Source organism: Dyadobacter ginsengisoli DSM 21015, assembly GCF_059568735.1.
The window spans coordinates 841838-857797 of record NZ_JCANTY010000002.1 but is presented as its reverse complement, the minus strand read 5'-3'; the positions used below and the strand labels follow the sequence as shown (position 1 = coordinate 857797).

12 protein-coding genes are annotated in these 15960 nt (G+C 51.0%); 4 read left to right on the top strand and 8 right to left on the bottom strand.

What is annotated here, in order from left to right:
* Nucleotides 1–6 precede the first annotated feature (6 nt).
* Nucleotides 7–1737 (top strand): RagB/SusD family nutrient uptake outer membrane protein, encoded by a 1731-nt coding sequence (locus tag BP71_RS09805; RefSeq protein WP_496378574.1) that lies wholly within the window; start codon nt 7–9, stop codon nt 1735–1737.
* Between the two features lie 117 nt (nt 1738–1854).
* The gene (namA, locus tag BP71_RS09800) at nt 1855–2916 is read left to right on the top strand and encodes an NADPH dehydrogenase NamA (RefSeq protein ID WP_496378572.1); all 1062 of its coding nucleotides are present in this window, start codon (nt 1855–1857) and stop codon (nt 2914–2916) included.
* 228 nt (nt 2917–3144) lie between these two features.
* Here namA and BP71_RS09795 read toward each other — a convergent pair whose 3' ends face one another.
* Nucleotides 3145–3360 (bottom strand): hypothetical protein, encoded by a 216-nt coding sequence (locus tag BP71_RS09795; RefSeq protein WP_496378570.1) that lies wholly within the window; start codon nt 3358–3360, stop codon nt 3145–3147.
* Nucleotides 3361–3557: 197 nt separating this feature from the next.
* Here BP71_RS09795 and rpiA point away from each other — a divergent pair, with 197 nt between their 5' ends.
* Complete coding sequence (gene rpiA / locus BP71_RS09790) at nt 3558–4238, top strand: ribose-5-phosphate isomerase RpiA (protein ID WP_496378568.1); 681 nt, start codon at nt 3558–3560, stop codon at nt 4236–4238.
* Nucleotides 4239–4288: 50 nt separating this feature from the next.
* On the opposite strand, the gene BP71_RS09785 is transcribed toward rpiA, so the two are convergent.
* Entirely contained in the window at nt 4289–4873 is a 585-nt protein-coding gene (locus tag BP71_RS09785; protein WP_496378566.1) for a hypothetical protein, read from the bottom strand.
* Nucleotides 4874–5092: 219 nt separating this feature from the next.
* On the opposite strand from BP71_RS09785, the gene BP71_RS09780 reads away from it, so the two are divergent.
* Entirely contained in the window at nt 5093–6562 is a 1470-nt protein-coding gene (locus tag BP71_RS09780; protein ID WP_496378564.1) for a hypothetical protein, read from the top strand.
* A gap of 110 nt (nt 6563–6672) precedes the next feature.
* Here BP71_RS09780 and BP71_RS09775 read toward each other — a convergent pair whose 3' ends face one another.
* From BP71_RS09775 to BP71_RS09750, 6 genes are all read right to left on the bottom strand, one after another.
* Nucleotides 6673–8094, bottom strand: a complete 1422-nt coding sequence (locus BP71_RS09775; RefSeq protein ID WP_496378562.1) for an efflux transporter outer membrane subunit — start codon at nt 8092–8094, stop codon at nt 6673–6675.
* Between the two features lie 50 nt (nt 8095–8144).
* On the bottom strand, nt 8145–11306 hold the full coding sequence (locus tag BP71_RS09770) for an efflux RND transporter permease subunit (RefSeq protein ID WP_496378561.1): 3162 nt from the start codon (nt 11304–11306) through the stop codon (nt 8145–8147).
* Nucleotides 11307–11433: 127 nt separating this feature from the next.
* On the bottom strand, nt 11434–12615 hold the full coding sequence (locus BP71_RS09765; RefSeq protein WP_496378559.1) for an efflux RND transporter periplasmic adaptor subunit: 1182 nt from the start codon (nt 12613–12615) through the stop codon (nt 11434–11436).
* A gap of 92 nt (nt 12616–12707) precedes the next feature.
* The gene (locus BP71_RS09760) at nt 12708–13307 is read right to left on the bottom strand and encodes a TetR/AcrR family transcriptional regulator (protein WP_496378557.1); all 600 of its coding nucleotides are present in this window, start codon (nt 13305–13307) and stop codon (nt 12708–12710) included.
* Between the two features lie 152 nt (nt 13308–13459).
* Nucleotides 13460–15082, bottom strand: a complete 1623-nt coding sequence (locus BP71_RS09755) for a L,D-transpeptidase family protein (protein WP_496378555.1) — start codon at nt 15080–15082, stop codon at nt 13460–13462.
* A 188-nt stretch (nt 15083–15270) separates the two neighbouring features.
* A complete protein-coding gene (locus tag BP71_RS09750; RefSeq protein ID WP_496378553.1) occupies nt 15271–15918 on the bottom strand; it encodes a response regulator transcription factor in 648 nt (215 codons plus the stop codon).
* Between the last annotated feature and the right edge of the window lie 42 nt (nt 15919–15960).

Below are 15960 nucleotides of genomic sequence, written 5' to 3'. Positions count from 1 at the left end.
CGGATGATGAAAATATGCATAAAGCTGTCCTTCCTGGCCCTGCTGGCCGTTGTGGTGGCATGTAAACAAAGCTTCGTGGATGTCGAAAACCCGACCGCGATCGCCACATCAGCTTACCCGAACAAAATTTCGGACCTGGAACAATTGTTGACCGGCGCCTACGCGACCCAGCATGCCGCGGGCACATTCGGGCGCGCCATGGGCCCGTACAATACGCACCTGTGGGACCATACCTGCGATCTCAGCTGGCAGGGATCGCCCAACTGGATCCAGATGGCCCAAAACAATGCGCTTCCGAGCGATAACTTCCTTTTGCAAACCTGGCCCGACCTTTGGCGGGGTGTGCAGCGCTGCAATACCTTGCTGGCCGGGGCTGAAAAGCTGAGCGCTACCGCGTCCGATACCGATAAGGCGGCCATCGGGCTCATCAAAGGACAGGCATTTTTCCTGCGCGCCTGGTATTATTTCTACCTCACAACCTTCTGGGGAGAGGGGTTCATCATCGACGGCAACGGACGGGATAAGATGGGTGTTCCGATCCAGGAGACGGTGGCCAACGACCTGTCCAAAACGCAGGTATCCCGTTCGACGGTCCGGGCATGCTGGGATTTTATCATCAGTGACCTGAAAAAGGCCGAAGCGCTGCTGGCCGGAAAGAAGTGGACCGTGGCAACTGACAGGCATAAAGTAGATGAATGGGGCGTGAAAGGTTTCCTGGGCAAGGCTTATGTGTACACGCAGGATTGGAGTAATGCTAAAACAACTCTGGGCAATGTGATCAGCGGGAGTGGTAAATCGCTGGTGCCTTTCGATGTGTACAAGACAATGTTCAACGGGCAGAACGAATTCAATTCAGAATCGCTGTTCGAACTGAACCTGAATGTCGATATGAGCTTTGCGGGCGCAACAGACTTGTCGATGGGCTCCATGATGGGTACTTTGATCTCTCCATCTTACGTGGGCGCAACCGGCGCGCCGATCGCCTCGGCCTGGTCGAATGTGTTTCCTCATGCCAAAAACATCGCCCGGTTTGGCTTTGATGAAGGACACTACTTCCCGGCCGGAACGACATCACCGAATATTTCGAATGTGGATAAAGCGTACATCACCAAATCGGTTGCCGCCCGGGCGAATAAAACCGTGGACCCGCGGCTATGGGTGGCCTGCCTGCAACCCTATGTGGATTCCATGGTGGTGAGCGGAGCGAAAAAGCCGATTTCACATTTTCTGGATGTCAATGAGCTGGACATGGAGGCATGGAGTTTCAGGAAATACATTAACCTGAATGGTACGGAACTGGAAATCAACCGGGCTAACGGAAGCAACATTCTCTGGCTGAGGCTCGCTGACATTTACCTGCTCTATGCCGAAACGCTTGCGCACACCGGCGACAAGGCTAACGCTTTGGAATACATCAATAAAGTGAAACGCCGCGCATATAACCATCCGGTCGATAAACCATCGGCTGTTGATTACACAAGCCTGACCGCCGGCACGATGGCATCCGACAATGTCCTGAAAAATGATCCGCTCAAATACGAACGCTGGGCTGAGTTTTTCGGGGAATTCAACTGGTGGTTCGATGTATGCCGGTGGAAAATAGGGGACCAGGAGGCGGTTTATTATCAGAAAGTGCGGGGCGGACCCATTCAATGGGCACCAACCGATTATGCGCAGCCGATACCGGTCAATGAAATGACTTCCAACGTGAATATGCGGCAGAACCCGGGTTATTGACAGCCTTTCCTGCGGAAGTTATCCCAAAGCCGCAGGCTGATGCGTTCCCGATATTACGGCAACAGGACAGAGCGTGGCAATTGTTTTTTATATTAGCCCCATTCTAATCCTGTTGCTATGTCAAAACTATTTTCTCCTGTTACTATCAAAAATATCCGGTTTAAAAACCGGATCATCGTTTCGCCCATGTGCCAGTATTCGTCCGTCGACGGCTTTGCGACCGATTGGCATTTAGTCCATCTGGGTAGCCGGGCCGTAGGTGGAGCGGGGCTGATCATTACCGAAGCTACGGCCGTTTCTCCAGAAGGCCGGATCTCCCCCGACGACCTAGGTATCTGGAAGGATGAACACCTGGAAAAGCTAAGACAAATCACTTCTTTTATCAGCGCTCAGGGCTGCGTCCCCGGGATTCAGCTGGCACACGCTGGCCGTAAGGCAAGTACAAACGCCCCCTGGAAAGGCCGGGGGGAAATACCCCGATCCGAAGGTGGCTGGGAGATTGTCGCACCGTCTGCCATTCCATTTTCAGAAACCTATCCAAAACCAATCGCATTGGATGATACCGGTATTGAAAAGATTGTAGGCGACTTCGCAGCAGCCGCGAAACGTGCCTTGCAAGCTGGTTTCAACGTGATCGAAATCCATGCAGCGCACGGGTACCTTGTTCACCAGTTTCTTTCACCGCTAAGCAATACCCGCACAGACGAGTATGGCGGCACATTTGAGAACCGCATTCGTCTACTGCTTCGCATTATCGACGGGATTCAGACCGTTTGGCCGAAAGACCTGCCATTATTCACCCGGATTTCAGCCACCGACTGGGCCGAAGACGGTTGGAACCCCGACGAATCGGTACAGCTTGTGCACATCCTTAAAGACAGGGGCGTTGACCTCATCGACGTTTCTACGGGAGGCGTGGCCAGCCATCAGCAAATTCCTGTCGGCCCGGCTTACCAGCTGCCATTTGCCTCGCGTATCAAGCGTGAAACAGGTATTCTCACCGGTACCGTCGGTATGATTACAAGCGCAACCCAGGCTGAAACCATTCTGGTCAATGGCGACGCCGACATGATCATCATGGCGCGGGAGCTGTTAAGAAACCCTTACTTCCCTTTGCAGGCTGGGAAAGAATTGAAGGGAGATGTGGCCTGGCCGGTGCAGTACGAGCGGGCTAAGTGATGCGTGATATCAGGTAGCAGCGTTAATGTAGGTAATTCGAAAGACTGCCTGGAATCCTATACCATGTTAAAGCGGCGGCAAATCCATCCGGATCCTGAAGATGGTGCAGGCGTTACATGGTATGGGTTTCCATTCTTCCATCTACTCGACTACATACATATATCTGCACGCTTCTGAAAGAAGGTGCCGGAAAAAGTAACCTGAATGTGGCCGGTGCCTTATTGAAGCCTATGCATAGGCCAGCTTACTCAATAGGGTTGAGTTATCGATCAGCATTTCCATGCGCAGGTCCGAGGCGATTTCGATATAGGAGATCACGCGAATGTCGTTGTGACGGGGATTGAAATCCTGATAGTCGCTGATCAGTTTATTTTCTGAGATTTGTGATTTTGCTTCAAAATTGTACGAACTGGTGACAATTTCCCCATTGTGCTTGGCGGACATTGTAAGTAGGTATTTGGGCATAAGGATAACGTTACGAGTGGTTTATATTTAAAAAGTGCCGGAATGCACGACATTGTATCTTACTTTAACGATATACGTCGCAAAAACCTTGCCATAACCAATACCCACACTATTGAAAAATAAGCTTTATTTGCCGACAAAGACACGCCATTTCGGTTCGACAGCATCATAGCAAAATGAAAGATCTGACAAATGAAAAGATATTGGCCGCAAAGGAAGCGGTCAAATGGCTTACCGACGGGCAGATCGTCGGCCTGGGTTCAGGTAGCTCAGCATATATCGCGATCCGGGAAATCGGGGAGCTGGTGAAGGAGGGATTGCAAATCAAAGGCGTACCGACGTCGGAAAAGACCCGGGAGCTGGCTGAGTCGCTGAACATTCCCTTGTTGAAAATCGAGGAGGTGGATGCCATCGACATCACGATCGATGGGGCAGATGAATTCACGACGGACCTGCACCTGATCAAAGGCGGCGGCAGCTTCTTGTTGAAGGAAAAGGTGGTGGCGTCACTCTCGGCTTCGCAAATTATTATCACGGACTCTTCCAAAAAAGTCGATCTGCTCGGGAAGTTTACGGTCCCGGTGGAAGTGATTCCCTACGCCCGGAACTATGTCATGGCGCAACTGAAGAAAATCAATGGAATCGGCCGGATTCGGTTGGTAGATGACAAGCCGCTTGTGACCGAGCAGGGTAATTATCTTCTGGACACCGATTTTGGCCTGATCGCCGATCCTGCGTCACTGGCCGGGCAACTGGATGGCATCGTCGGCGTGGTGGAGCATGGATTGTTTATCAATGTTGCCACCCGGGTGATTATGGGGGTAGGGGACGCGATCGAGACATTTACCAGGCCGTAAAGAGATGGGTGATTTGTTGGTGATCCGGAACGACCGCACCGTTGTTTCGGTCACAGTAATTTCAGGATGCCGGTTTGAGTCAGGAATTTATCGGCTTCTGTCCAGTAGTCCGTTCTTGCTAATTTCAGGTCTTTGATGTTCAGACCATTTTTTAACGTCAAACCGGGTTGGCTTAATCGGAAGAGATCATGCTGCAATGGAACCTCGGCCCACTCCATGGTATAGTGATAAGCGTCGATGATACGGTGATCATCGTTTGTTTTGATAATCAGGATATCGTGGAAGTTTTTGACGGCTGGCTCGCTGTCGTCCGCGTGGTAGGCTTCTCCTTGGAAGGTAGCTTGAAATAAATAATAGTTGTATGGGCCATTCACCGGAGCAAATGCCGGCATCAGCGTGGTTGGCGTTAGAGCCCGCCCAATGTTTGCATCGATGTCGGCCAGTTTGTGGTAGGTGAAATCCGCATGGACCGCTTTCTTTTTCAAATGATACACCTGCTGCTGATGGAGCGCTGTTGCGCTATCCCGGCTGTTGGATTCATAAACTACCTGTAATTTCGGAGAATGGCAAGAGGTGAGTGACAGGACGATCGCCGGGGCGACCATTAAAAGAAGACGATCGGTTTTTTTACGCATGGGGTTAAGATAGTTATTTTTCAGGTCGAAAATTGCATTGGTTACATTGATACTCAGTGAACCGATCCTGGGGTAAAATATATATAATTAAATTTAATATAAATATTGATTAAATAAATAAAACGGTGTTACTTGGCAGTGTCGCTTGCAGGAACGTTCGAGTGCAGAAACTGACCTGTCGGCAAGCAGAAAAAGCATGGACTTTTAATACGAACTGCTATGAAAAAACTGCCTGTTATCGCATTGATACTGCTCACGCTGACCAGCTTTGCGCAGAACACCGAGTTTGCTGAATTTCCAAACGGGTTGATTTACTCCGACGCCACGATCCGCAAACTGAAATTCATCGTCGACTCTCTGAATCTTAAATTCAAGGTTTGTGACCTGGAAAAAGCATACCTGTCCAACGCCCAGGCACGTGCTCATTATGTAAGAGTAAACGGCAAGAATGCCAGAGCCGCCATGACAGATATGGAGAACGGGATGCCATTTGACGAGTTGGTCCGCAAATATGCGCGTGTCTATAAGGAAAAGGATCTGCTGGTGATAAGGTACCCGTCAATTGACGACGAAGGTAAGGCGGTCACCACATTCAGGAGCCTGGGTGTCGACCGGTACGACGAGTATTCACTGAGGACACGGAACGGAGAAACGCTCCCTGATATGATGCTGGGCAGGCGATGGTTTTCCCGGTACGACAATGATGAAAAAGAAGCGGTGAGCGCTTTTTACTTCCTGGAAAACTTCTCACAAAAGCCCATTACTGAAAACTATGCGCGTATGATCCGGTATGCCGACTGCCTGGTCGATACTTCCGCGCGGATTTACCATGAGAAGGCACTTAGTCGCGCCTTTCAGGAGTCTGATTCAGCTGGCTCTAAAGTCGGGGATTTGATGGAATATGTAGAGCAGGTCACCCATGCGCCGGCTCTTCCGGCAGATACCACCCAAGAAGCACTTCAAAACTGGCTCCGGTTTATGCAGGTTTGGGATTCGCTAAGGGTGTCACGGATCGATAGCGTTCGGAAAACGACAAAGCATTTTGACGAATTGCTGGATGCCGCCGTTATGGAGGCCATGGGCGGTGGCGGAAGCAATACTTATCTGGAACAGTACGTAGAATTGTACCGTTCGAAGAAACTGGCGCTCGATCTGAAAAGAAGCCGAAGCGTGACTGGTAAGTGTAGTATGGATAGTAGCCCGCGTCTCCATGCACAGGACATTGCCCGGCTTTCTGCTGAAACAGTAAACTGGGAGATATTCCTGCGTGCCCATCTCGACATTATGAACGACCGCTTTGACCGGCTTTCTGACGGGAGCTACGCTCAGGGCATGCGTAAGACGTATATTCGAGAGCTGGAAGTGCTCGATATCAATGTGCCGGACCTCATGATGGGTATCACACTCAGGGCGGGAAATCTACACGCAAACCATTACTACGGATCGATCAGCAGGCTGGGGCGATCGTTGTCAGAAAGTAAGCAGGCCGCGGAAATGGAGGCCTTGATGCTCCGGATGATCGCCGATGACGGGCTGGACGATTACAATCGCGCACTGGTATTCTATCTTTTCCGAAATTTCCATTATTACCTGGCGAAGGAAAATGTTAAGAATGTTGACAAAGCTAAGCTGAGGTTAGCCACAAACGCATTGCCTCCCTACCTGGTCGCGAAAATGAAACGTCACTAAAAAATACAAAAGCCGTCGGATCTGGTCTGACGGCTTTTTGTTACTTAACTACACTTAACAAAGATGTTTATCCATAGGGTGTGTTTCGGTTTGCGGCTTGAAGCTGAAAATTACTTCCAGCCACCTCCCAGGCTCCGGTACAGATCGACGCGCGCGACAAGCGACTGACTGCGGATGAATGCCAGGTTGAGTTCGGCCTGTAACGCATTGCCCTGAGCAGTGATCACTTCCAGGTAGTTGGCCATATCACTCTGGTAAAGTAGCTGCGCGTTGTTGATGGCTTGTTGGAGGATCATTACCTGGTTGTTGGCGATTGCTTCCTGCTCTTTCAGTTTTTGCGTCGCCACCAGGGAGTTGGAGACTTCTCCTACCGCGTTCAATACCGACTGGCGGAATTCAAGCACCGACTGTTCCCGCTGGATTTTGGCGACTTCCAGATTGGTTTTAAGCTGCCGGCGTGCAAATATCGGTCGTGCGATAGTACCGGTGGCAATGCCAAACAATGATCCGGGAATATTGAACCAGTTGCTCGATTTGAACGACTCGATACCGCCGCTGGCCGAAATCACGAGCGATGGATACATGCTGGCCTGCGCCACGCCCAGCTCTGCATTGGCTACCAACACCGACAACTCGGCCGCCCGTACGTCGGGGCGGCGGCTTACGAGGGCGGCTGGTACGCCGGTAGCGAGGCTGTCATTAGCCTTGAAATCGGCGAGTTTGGTTTTGCGTTCAACAGCGCTCGGCATCTGGCCGGCCAGAATCTGCAAAGCATTTTCCTGGATCGCGATGTCCTGTTCGAGCTGGGGAATGAGTAATGAAATAGCTTCCCGCTGAGCTTCCGATTGCTGTACCGAGAGCGATGTTACTTCACCAGCGTCTTTCAGCAGGTTGGTCAGGCGGAGGGTATTGTTGCTCAGTTCCAGGTTGTGTTTCGCCACTTCCAGTTGCTTATCCAGCATCAGCAGGTTGAAAAAGCCTGTTGCGATATCGGCCACGAGGCGGGTTTGTACGGCTTTGGTGGCTTCATAAGTTTGCCGGTATTGGCCCAGCGTTGCCTGCTGCTGCCTGCGGATTTTACCCCAGATATCGGCTTCCCACGACACATCGACAGCAGTTACGTAGTTTTCAATGTGCTTCGCTTTGAGAAAGCTGCTGGCGCTGATCCCGTTCAAGCTGTTGCTCGATGGACGGTTGTACTGTCCGGCAATTCGGAGATCCACGCGTGGCAATTGCAGCATTTTGGCTTGTTTTACCTGCTGCTGTGCAACATCAATGCGTTTGAGCGCGATTTGCAGGTCGTAGTTATAGGCGATACCCCGGTCGATCAGCTTTTGCAGCGTGGTATCGGGGAAAAATTCTTTCCAACCCATATCCGCAATGGTCGCGGTGTCGCCGTAAGCCACATTGCGGTACTGGTTGGGCAGGCTTAGTTCGGGCCGCTGGTAGTCTTTGCTCACCTTACAGGAGGCAAGCAAAGCGGTCAGCAGCACGATGAGCGGTATTCGATATAAACTGATATGTTTTTTCATGATTCTTGGATAATGGAGTCGTCGTGAAAGGCTTTGAAACGAATGATATTTTAATGGGTATCTTCCGCCACAGCGACCGGTTCGATCGGCCTTTTGACAACCTTTTCCTGTAAATACTGGAAGATCACATACAACACGGGGATCGCAAACACCCCGAATATCACGCCTGTCAGCATCCCGCCCACAGCACCGGTACCGATCGAGCGGTTACCCAGAGCTGAGCCACCGGATGCACGCATCAGCGGAAGCAACCCTACGATGAACGCGAATGAGGTCATCAGGATGGGGCGCAGACGCAGCTTCGATGCTTCGAGCGCGGATTCGACGATACTCATGCCGGCACGCCGACGCTGTACGGCATACTCGATGATCAGGATCGCGTTTTTAGCTAGCAACCCGATGAGCATGATCAGACCGACCTGCACATAAATATTGTTTTCGATACCCATCAAATTGATGAATAGCATTACCCCGAATACACCCAGCGGGATCGTCAGGATCACGGCCAGCGGGAGAATGTAGCTTTCATACTGGGCTGCCAGCAGGAAGTATACAAACACAAGGCTCAACACGAAGATCAGGATGATCTGCGAACCTGCATTGATCTCCTCACGGGTCATACCGGTCCATTCTGTTTTGTAGTTGTTCGGGAGTACTTCTGCGGCCGTTTCTCTTACGGCCCGGATGGCGTCACCTGTACTGTAACCGGGTTTCGGCGTTCCGTTGATCATCACCGCATTGTACAAGTTGTTGCGGGTTACGGTTTCCGGTCCGAATACGCGTTTAAGTTTAACCAACTGGTTGGCTGGTACCATTTCGCCTTCGGTGTTTTTAACATAAATGCTGTTCAGCGAATTGGGGTCGGCGCGGTACGATGCGTCGGCTTGCGCCATCACGCGGTAGTATTTCCCAAAACGGTTGAAATCCGAGACAAAGCTGCTGCCGTAATAGATCTGCAAAGTCTGCAGCAGTTCGTTTACGGGTACATTCAGCTGTTTGGCCTTCGCATTATCGATTTCCAGCATAAACTGCGGGTTGCCCGTCGCGAAGGTGGTGAATGCGTAAGCAATTTCTTTTTTCTGCATCAAGGCACCCAGGAATGCATTGGTAGTGGCACTCAGCTTTTCGAGTGAGCCATTGCCGCGGTCCTGGAGCATGAACTCGAAGCCGCTGACATTACCAAAACCATCGACAGTAGGGAATGTAAAGAAGAAGGCATTCGCGTCGCTCACGGCCCGTACCTGCTGTGACATCATGCCTACGATCTGGTTGAAATCCTGCACTTCACCCCTTTGGTCTTTGGGTTTCATGCGGATAAAACCTACTCCGTAAGGCGATGCATTGGAGTTTGAAATGATGTTCATACCCTCCACAATGTACCGCTGGTCGGCGATAGGGGAGCGTTTCACAATGCTGTCCACCTGAGCCATGGCCTTGTGTGTACGGTCGAGCGAACTGCCCGGAGGCGTGTTGAGCGCATACAGGAGGAAACCCTGATCTTCCGTAGGAATAAAGCCGGTCGGTGTTTTTTGGGTGAGCCAAAGCGTTGTTCCTGATATTACGACCAATGCGGCGATGGTGATCCATTTGCGGCGGATCAGGAATTGCAGGCTTTTGATGTACCGTCCGGTCATCGATTCGAAACCGGCATTGAATGCGGCAAAGAACCGGGCTGAGAAGCCTTTGCGCACGAGTGTGCCGTTGGCTTCCTCCGCATGGGTGTTTTTCAGGAATAATGCGCACAATGCCGGGCTGAGCGTCAAGGCGTTCAAGGCGGAAATAAGAATGGCTATGGCTAACGTAAATGCAAACTGTCGGTAAAATACCCCCGCCGGGCCCTGCATGAAGCCGACCGGTACGAATACTGCTGCCATCACCAGGGTAATGGAGATAATGGCGCCTGAAATCTCGTTCATAGATTCGACCGTCGCCGGTCGCGCGGCTAAATGGGATCGTTCCATCTTCGAGTGCACGGCCTCGACGACGACAATGGCGTCATCCACGACAATACCAATTGCAAGTACCAATGCAAAGAGTGTCAGGAAGTTGATCGTGAACCCAAAGAGCTGCATGAAAAAGAAGGTCCCGATGATCGCGACCGGTACCGCAATGGCGGGAATCAGCGTCGAGCGGAAGTCCTGGAGGAAGATAAAAACCACGATAAAAACCAATATGAATGCTTCGAGCAGCGTGGACCGTACCTGATTGATCGATTCGTCCAGGAAGTCCTTGGAGTTGTACATGATCGTTGTTTTCAGCCCTTTTGGAAGGGTTTTGGAGAAATCGTCGATCAATGCTTCCGCCTGGATCAGAATGTCGTTGGCGTTAGTACCGGCTGTCTGGAACACGGCCACCCCGGATGAGGCGTTTCCGTTCAGCAAGCCGTTGGAAGAGTAGGTGTAGGATCCGAATTCCACCCTTGCCACATCTTTCAGCCGGATCACCGATCCATCACTGTTGGCTTTGATGATAATGTCTTCGTACTCTTTGTTTTGGGTCAGTTTTCCCTTGTATTTTAAAACATATTCAAAAACCTCCTTGCTGGCTTCACCCAGTCGTCCCGGAGCGGCTTCGAGACTTTGCTCGCGGATGGCGCCGGTTACTTCTTGAGGCGACAGTCCATAAGCTGCGAGGCGGTCGGGTTTGAGCCAGATCCGCATCGAATAGTCGCGCGTACCGAACGGCTGCGCCTGACCGACCCCCGGTATACGTTGCAACTGAGGTACAAGGTTGATTTTGATATAGTTCAGCAGGAATGTTTCATCGTAAGTGCTGTCCTCGCTCGACAATGCGACGAACATAATGATACTGTTCTGTTGTTTCTGCGTCGAAATACCAGCCTGCACTACTTCCTGAGGAATCTGGCTGATGGCCTTGGAAACGCGGTTCTGGACGTTTACAGCGGCGATGTCGGGGTCGGTTCCCTGTTTGAAATACACATTCAGGGCCATGGTGCCGTCATTGTTGGACGATGACGTCATGTAGGTCATGTTTTCGACACCGTTTACGGCTTCTTCAATGGGTGTCGCAACCGCACGGGCAACGACTTCTGCGTTCGCTCCCGGGTATACGGCGGTAACCTGTACCGTTGGCGGGGCAATATCGGGGAATTTGGTGATCGGTAGCGTGGTGAGCGATATGATCCCCAGCAGCAATATCAGGATAGATATAACCGTCGAAAGGACGGGCCTTTCTATAAATTTCTGGAACATACGGATTTGGTTTGTCCCCTTCACGGGGCACATGATGTATTTTTTGGGCAAAACAGGGGCTTACCATCGCATGGGGCATGCGATGGAGCCCATATAACTGGTGTGGTGGGTAATGTCAAAAGGTCCGTCAGATCGGGTTAGCTTGCAGAAGGCTGTCCATCGACATCTTCTGAGGCGCAATAGCCATTCCGTCGCGCAGCCTGTCAAGTCCGGCATAGACGATCTTTTCTCCCGGTTTCAAGCCTTTGGAAATCAGATAGTACCGTCCGCTTCTGTCTGAAACTGTTACCGGACGCCCCTCCACCTTGTTGCTGTCGAGCACGGTGTATACAAACACCTTGTCCTGCAACTCGAATGTAGCTTCCTGCGGGATCAGCACCGACTTGGTGAGTTCACGCGGAATGCGGATCTTGCCCGTGTTACCGGAGCGCAGCAGTCCGTTGCCGTTCGGGAAGGTGGCGCGGAAATTGATGGCACCCATGGTCTTATCGAACTGGCCCTCCACGATCTCCACTTTACCTTTCTGCGGGTAAATGCTGTTGTCAGCCAAAAGTAGTTCCACAGGTGGTATCTGCTTGATTTTTTGCTCGATAGTAGCTCCGGGGAACTGCTGCTTGAAGTCCAGGAAGTCCAGCTCGCTCATGGAGAAGTAAACATGGATGTCCTTGGTTTCGGACAGTACCGTTAGCGCCTCCATAGTTCCTTTACCCACCAGGCTGCCTGTTTTGAAAGGAATCACGCCGATATAACCGTCGGCCGGTGCTTTGATGCTCGTGTAACCGATGTTGATTTTTGCGGCTTCCACTGCGGCCTGTGCCTGCGACACATTCGCTTTGGCGGCGTCATAGGCGGCCTTGGCCGTTTTCAGCTGCACGTCGGATACCACCTTGTTGGCTACCAGCGGGGTCAGTTTGTCCACGTTAATCGCAGCGCTTTCCAAGGCGGCTTTCGCGGACTGGAGGCTTGCATTAGCGTTATTCAACTGTTCGGCATAAGGGCGGGCATCGATGTGGAACAGCACTTGGCCTTTGTGCACATAAGCTCCTTCGTCGACCGAGATACGGTCCAGGTAACCATCTACTTGCGGGCGGATTTCGATATCGCGGCTACCCTGGATGGAAGCAGTAAATTCACGGTGCGCTGTTACCTGATGGTCGCTGACCGTAATCACCGGCAAGGCCTGGGCAGGCATTTGCATCGGTGCGTCGTTGGCGGTGGACGATCCGCAGCTGTAAATTGCCGCAGATCCCGAGGCTAGTAAAAGGAGTGCAATAAGCCTTTTGGTTGTGTTTGATTGGTTTTTTTTCATGGGTGTGGACGATTCTTTGTGGTGATGATGAGCTAGTTATGAATAGGTAGTGAAGTTATTATTACTAACAGTGTTAGCCAAAATGAAAAAAATTATAGGTTCTTGATGAAAGCGTTTACAGTGTCGTCCATGACTTTTTTGTTCATTGTGGAATCATCGATGTCGGAGCAACGCATCATGACAATCGAAATCAGACCATGCAGTACAGACCAGAACGCATAAATTTTAAAGCAGGTTTCATCATCCGAAGATTTTTTATTTTTTACGATTTCTTCGATTGCCTGACCGATGTGATCACGGAAACAGTTAAACTCCGGCTTGATCTTTCCCGCACCCGAGCAGGGCATTCCCAGTCCGTACATTAGTTGGTAATATTCCGGATTTTTGAATGCAAAGGTCCAATACGTCTCAGCATGGGCTCTTAGCTGATCCTCCGGATTAGGGTATTTTCGCTTGTTTTTTTCCAGCAGCCTTTCGAGTAACCGGAAACCGTCCATAGAAAGTTCAAAAAGTATCGCTTCTTTATTTTCAAAGTGATCGTAGATGACCGGCACACTATACTCGATCGCGTCTGCTATTTTCCGGATGGACAGCGATTGCCATCCTTCATCCTTGACCAACTGCAGCGCGACTGCGAGGATGTTGGTCCGCATATTTTCCTTCTGCCGTATTTTTCGTTCGAGAATGCCCATAACGCTGCATAGTTTACCTAACGATGTTAGCAAAGTTACGGATACGCTATGACATTGTCAATTCCCAGCGACCGGGATCTTCCCGGCCGTCTTTGCTATGTGTCTTCACAAGTAAAAATCGTGCCCGGCAGGATGCCCGGCAGTGAAGGCTGTCAGCGCTTGATGATTTGAGCAACAGGCATTTCGGAATTCCCAAATAATCTTTCCTCCATCTTCCGGTCGTGTCCGTATACGTCTCTGCGAAATTGCAGGTTGCCGTGCTGATCGACCCAGGAGGTGAAATAGCCGATGAAAACAGGTATTTCGTTCCGGCCGCGGAGGCGCACGTATTTCTCCTTCCCCGCATGCATGGCGGCTGTAATTTTCTCACTGGTCCAGGTACTGTCGCGTCTCAGCAGCCATTCAGCCATCTTTTTGGGTTCTGCCAGCCTGATGCAACCGTGGCTGAACGCGCGCTGACTTTCATTGAAGAGGCTTTTGCTTGGGGTGTCGTGGAAATAGATGCTGTAACTGTTGGGGAAGAGGAATTTGACAAGCCCCAGCGAGTTTGATTTGCCGGGTTTCTGGCGCACCGAGCCGCCGTTCCACTCCATATGATGCCGTGCCAGATAATTGGGGTTCTTTTTGATACCGGGAAGCACTTCCTTTTTAAGAATACTCGTAGGGACATTCCAATAGGGGCTGAAAACAATCTGGTTGAGCGTACCTGAAAAAATGACAGTACTATTGGCCTCGGAACCCACCACCACGACCATGTCGAATGACAATTTGCCCTGTTCGTAAGCATGGAGCGTGAACTCGGGGATGTTGACGAGGATATAATCTGTAGGTGGCGCAGCGGGCATCCACCGTATCCGCTCCATATTGATGAGCATTTGCCGGATCCTGCTTTCGACGGGAATGTTCAACTCCTTAAAGAATGCGGGGCTGGTAACGCCTGTCTGCTTTTGTCCTACACGCTGTTGAAAGTGCTTCACGGCGCGGGTTAATGTGCTATCGAAAATGGCCGTGCTATCGGTTTCGGGCAGGTCGCCCAATACGTGCAACCGTTGTTTCAATGCGATGATCAATGTGTCACGGTCGTCTTCGCGGAGTTTCTTTTCCGTATCTACGGTAGCCGGTTCGCCGTTGCGGGTTAGTGCATAGTATTGTAAGACCTTCTCTTTGAGTAGATTATAATGCCGGTTGACGGGTTCGTAAGCGGAGAGGTTTTGACCCTTGTTTTTCAGCAACGAATCCAGGAAAATCTCCGGATTGAGTTTTCTCCTTGGAATAAACCAGTTGAGTTCCTGTGTGTTGATTCGGTGGTCGCCGGAATAGGCGCGGTCGGTATAGCGGAAAAATTGTTCGGTTAATGCCAGTTCGGCTTTGACGGCGAGCGGATTGTCGGGCGTAATTTTTTTCAATAGCGCCAATGAGTCGATGGCCTTGTCGAGTGAAGGATCATATAGTGAGCTGTCACCGGAATAGTGGATATAATCGTTCCGCAAGCTTCGGAAAGTCGGAACGAACTCGGCCATGCCATCGGGAAAGAACCACGCAAACTGGTAATTGCGGTGATTGTAAAAGCTTTTCAGTTTGACGGTCAGGCTGTCTTCGAGCGGATGCCCGGCAATATAGTTAGCGAGGGCGGTAGTGTCGATAAACAATTCGGTGAAAGAATTTTCGACCGTAATGGTTGTATCGCGAACCGCAATTTCGTTTTTCTTTTCAGAAGTTTGGCGGCAGGCAGCGCCGGTCAGCGCCAGCATCAGGAACAAAGCAATTTTCTTCATATGCGAAGTAACATCATGGACTGCGGCCAATATAGTTGCTTTGCCGGTAAAAATCTCATCTTAGCCGCAGGATTACCTAAACATTGCCCATTCAGCCAATCGAATAGTTTTGCGCAAGATTTGGTTTTTTGTTGTGATTCAACCCGGATGCGCGGCGCTCAGGCACTGACGTCCGGGTTTTTTAATGGCTATTCCAGCACCCCCATACGCAGGGCCGCCTTGGTAAGTCCCACCACATTTTTGACCCGTAGTTTCTGGAACAGGTTGCGCCGGTGGGTTTCTACGGTTTTAACGCTGATGAAAAGTTCGTCTGCGATCCGGGAAGTCGAATATTCGCGGGTTACCAGGTCCAGTATTTCCATTTCCCTTGTACTCAGCGCCCGGTCGGACGCTTCGGGAACGCAGTATTCCTGCATTTCTGCCGGGCTTACCGCCAGGTGATGCATAATCCGCTGACCGTAAAATACGTGACCGTCGGATATCGCCCTGATGGCTTCGTACCATTCATCGGTTTCTGACAAAAGATCGATATAGCCATGGACGCCCGCGCAGATGATGTCGCGGATATTGGACACGGAACGGTTGTAGTGTAACACCATGAATTTCAAATGCCGGTTGGTGCGTTTAAGGCTGATGATTTGCCCGGGCAAAGCCCGGAAGCCGTAGTCGAACACGATGATCATTTCCGCCTCCGTCAGGAGCTGGGAGCCAAATGCCAGGTCGCTGACATGGCCGATCATGGTCACCACGGATTGTTGCCGGAACCAGGCGCATAATGCCTCGCGCTCGATGGGATTGGGATGTACCAGGATGGTTTTGATGGTGGTGGCGTGCATGGTCTCTGGGTATTAGGATGTTATACCCAAACTTAGACGGGC

Excerpts from the sequence above, each read along its gene's own strand:
- BP71_RS09805 (WP_496378574.1), top strand. The coding sequence starts at position 7 with ATGAAAATATGCATAAAGCTGTCCTTCCTGGCCCTGCTGGCCGTTGTG.
- namA (WP_496378572.1), top strand. The coding sequence starts at position 1,855 with ATGTCAAAACTATTTTCTCCTGTTACTATCAAAAATATCCGGTTTAAA.
- BP71_RS09795 (WP_496378570.1), bottom strand. The coding sequence starts at position 3,360 with ATGTCCGCCAAGCACAATGGGGAAATTGTCACCAGTTCGTACAATTTT.
- rpiA (WP_496378568.1), top strand. The coding sequence starts at position 3,558 with ATGAAAGATCTGACAAATGAAAAGATATTGGCCGCAAAGGAAGCGGTC.
- BP71_RS09785 (WP_496378566.1), bottom strand. The coding sequence starts at position 4,873 with ATGCGTAAAAAAACCGATCGTCTTCTTTTAATGGTCGCCCCGGCGATC.
- BP71_RS09780 (WP_496378564.1), top strand. The coding sequence starts at position 5,093 with ATGAAAAAACTGCCTGTTATCGCATTGATACTGCTCACGCTGACCAGC.
- BP71_RS09775 (WP_496378562.1), bottom strand. The coding sequence starts at position 8,094 with ATGAAAAAACATATCAGTTTATATCGAATACCGCTCATCGTGCTGCTG.
- BP71_RS09770 (WP_496378561.1), bottom strand. The coding sequence starts at position 11,306 with ATGTTCCAGAAATTTATAGAAAGGCCCGTCCTTTCGACGGTTATATCT.
- BP71_RS09765 (WP_496378559.1), bottom strand. The coding sequence starts at position 12,615 with ATGAAAAAAAACCAATCAAACACAACCAAAAGGCTTATTGCACTCCTT.
- BP71_RS09760 (WP_496378557.1), bottom strand. The coding sequence starts at position 13,307 with ATGGGCATTCTCGAACGAAAAATACGGCAGAAGGAAAATATGCGGACC.
- BP71_RS09755 (WP_496378555.1), bottom strand. The coding sequence starts at position 15,082 with ATGAAGAAAATTGCTTTGTTCCTGATGCTGGCGCTGACCGGCGCTGCC.
- BP71_RS09750 (WP_496378553.1), bottom strand. The coding sequence starts at position 15,918 with ATGCACGCCACCACCATCAAAACCATCCTGGTACATCCCAATCCCATC.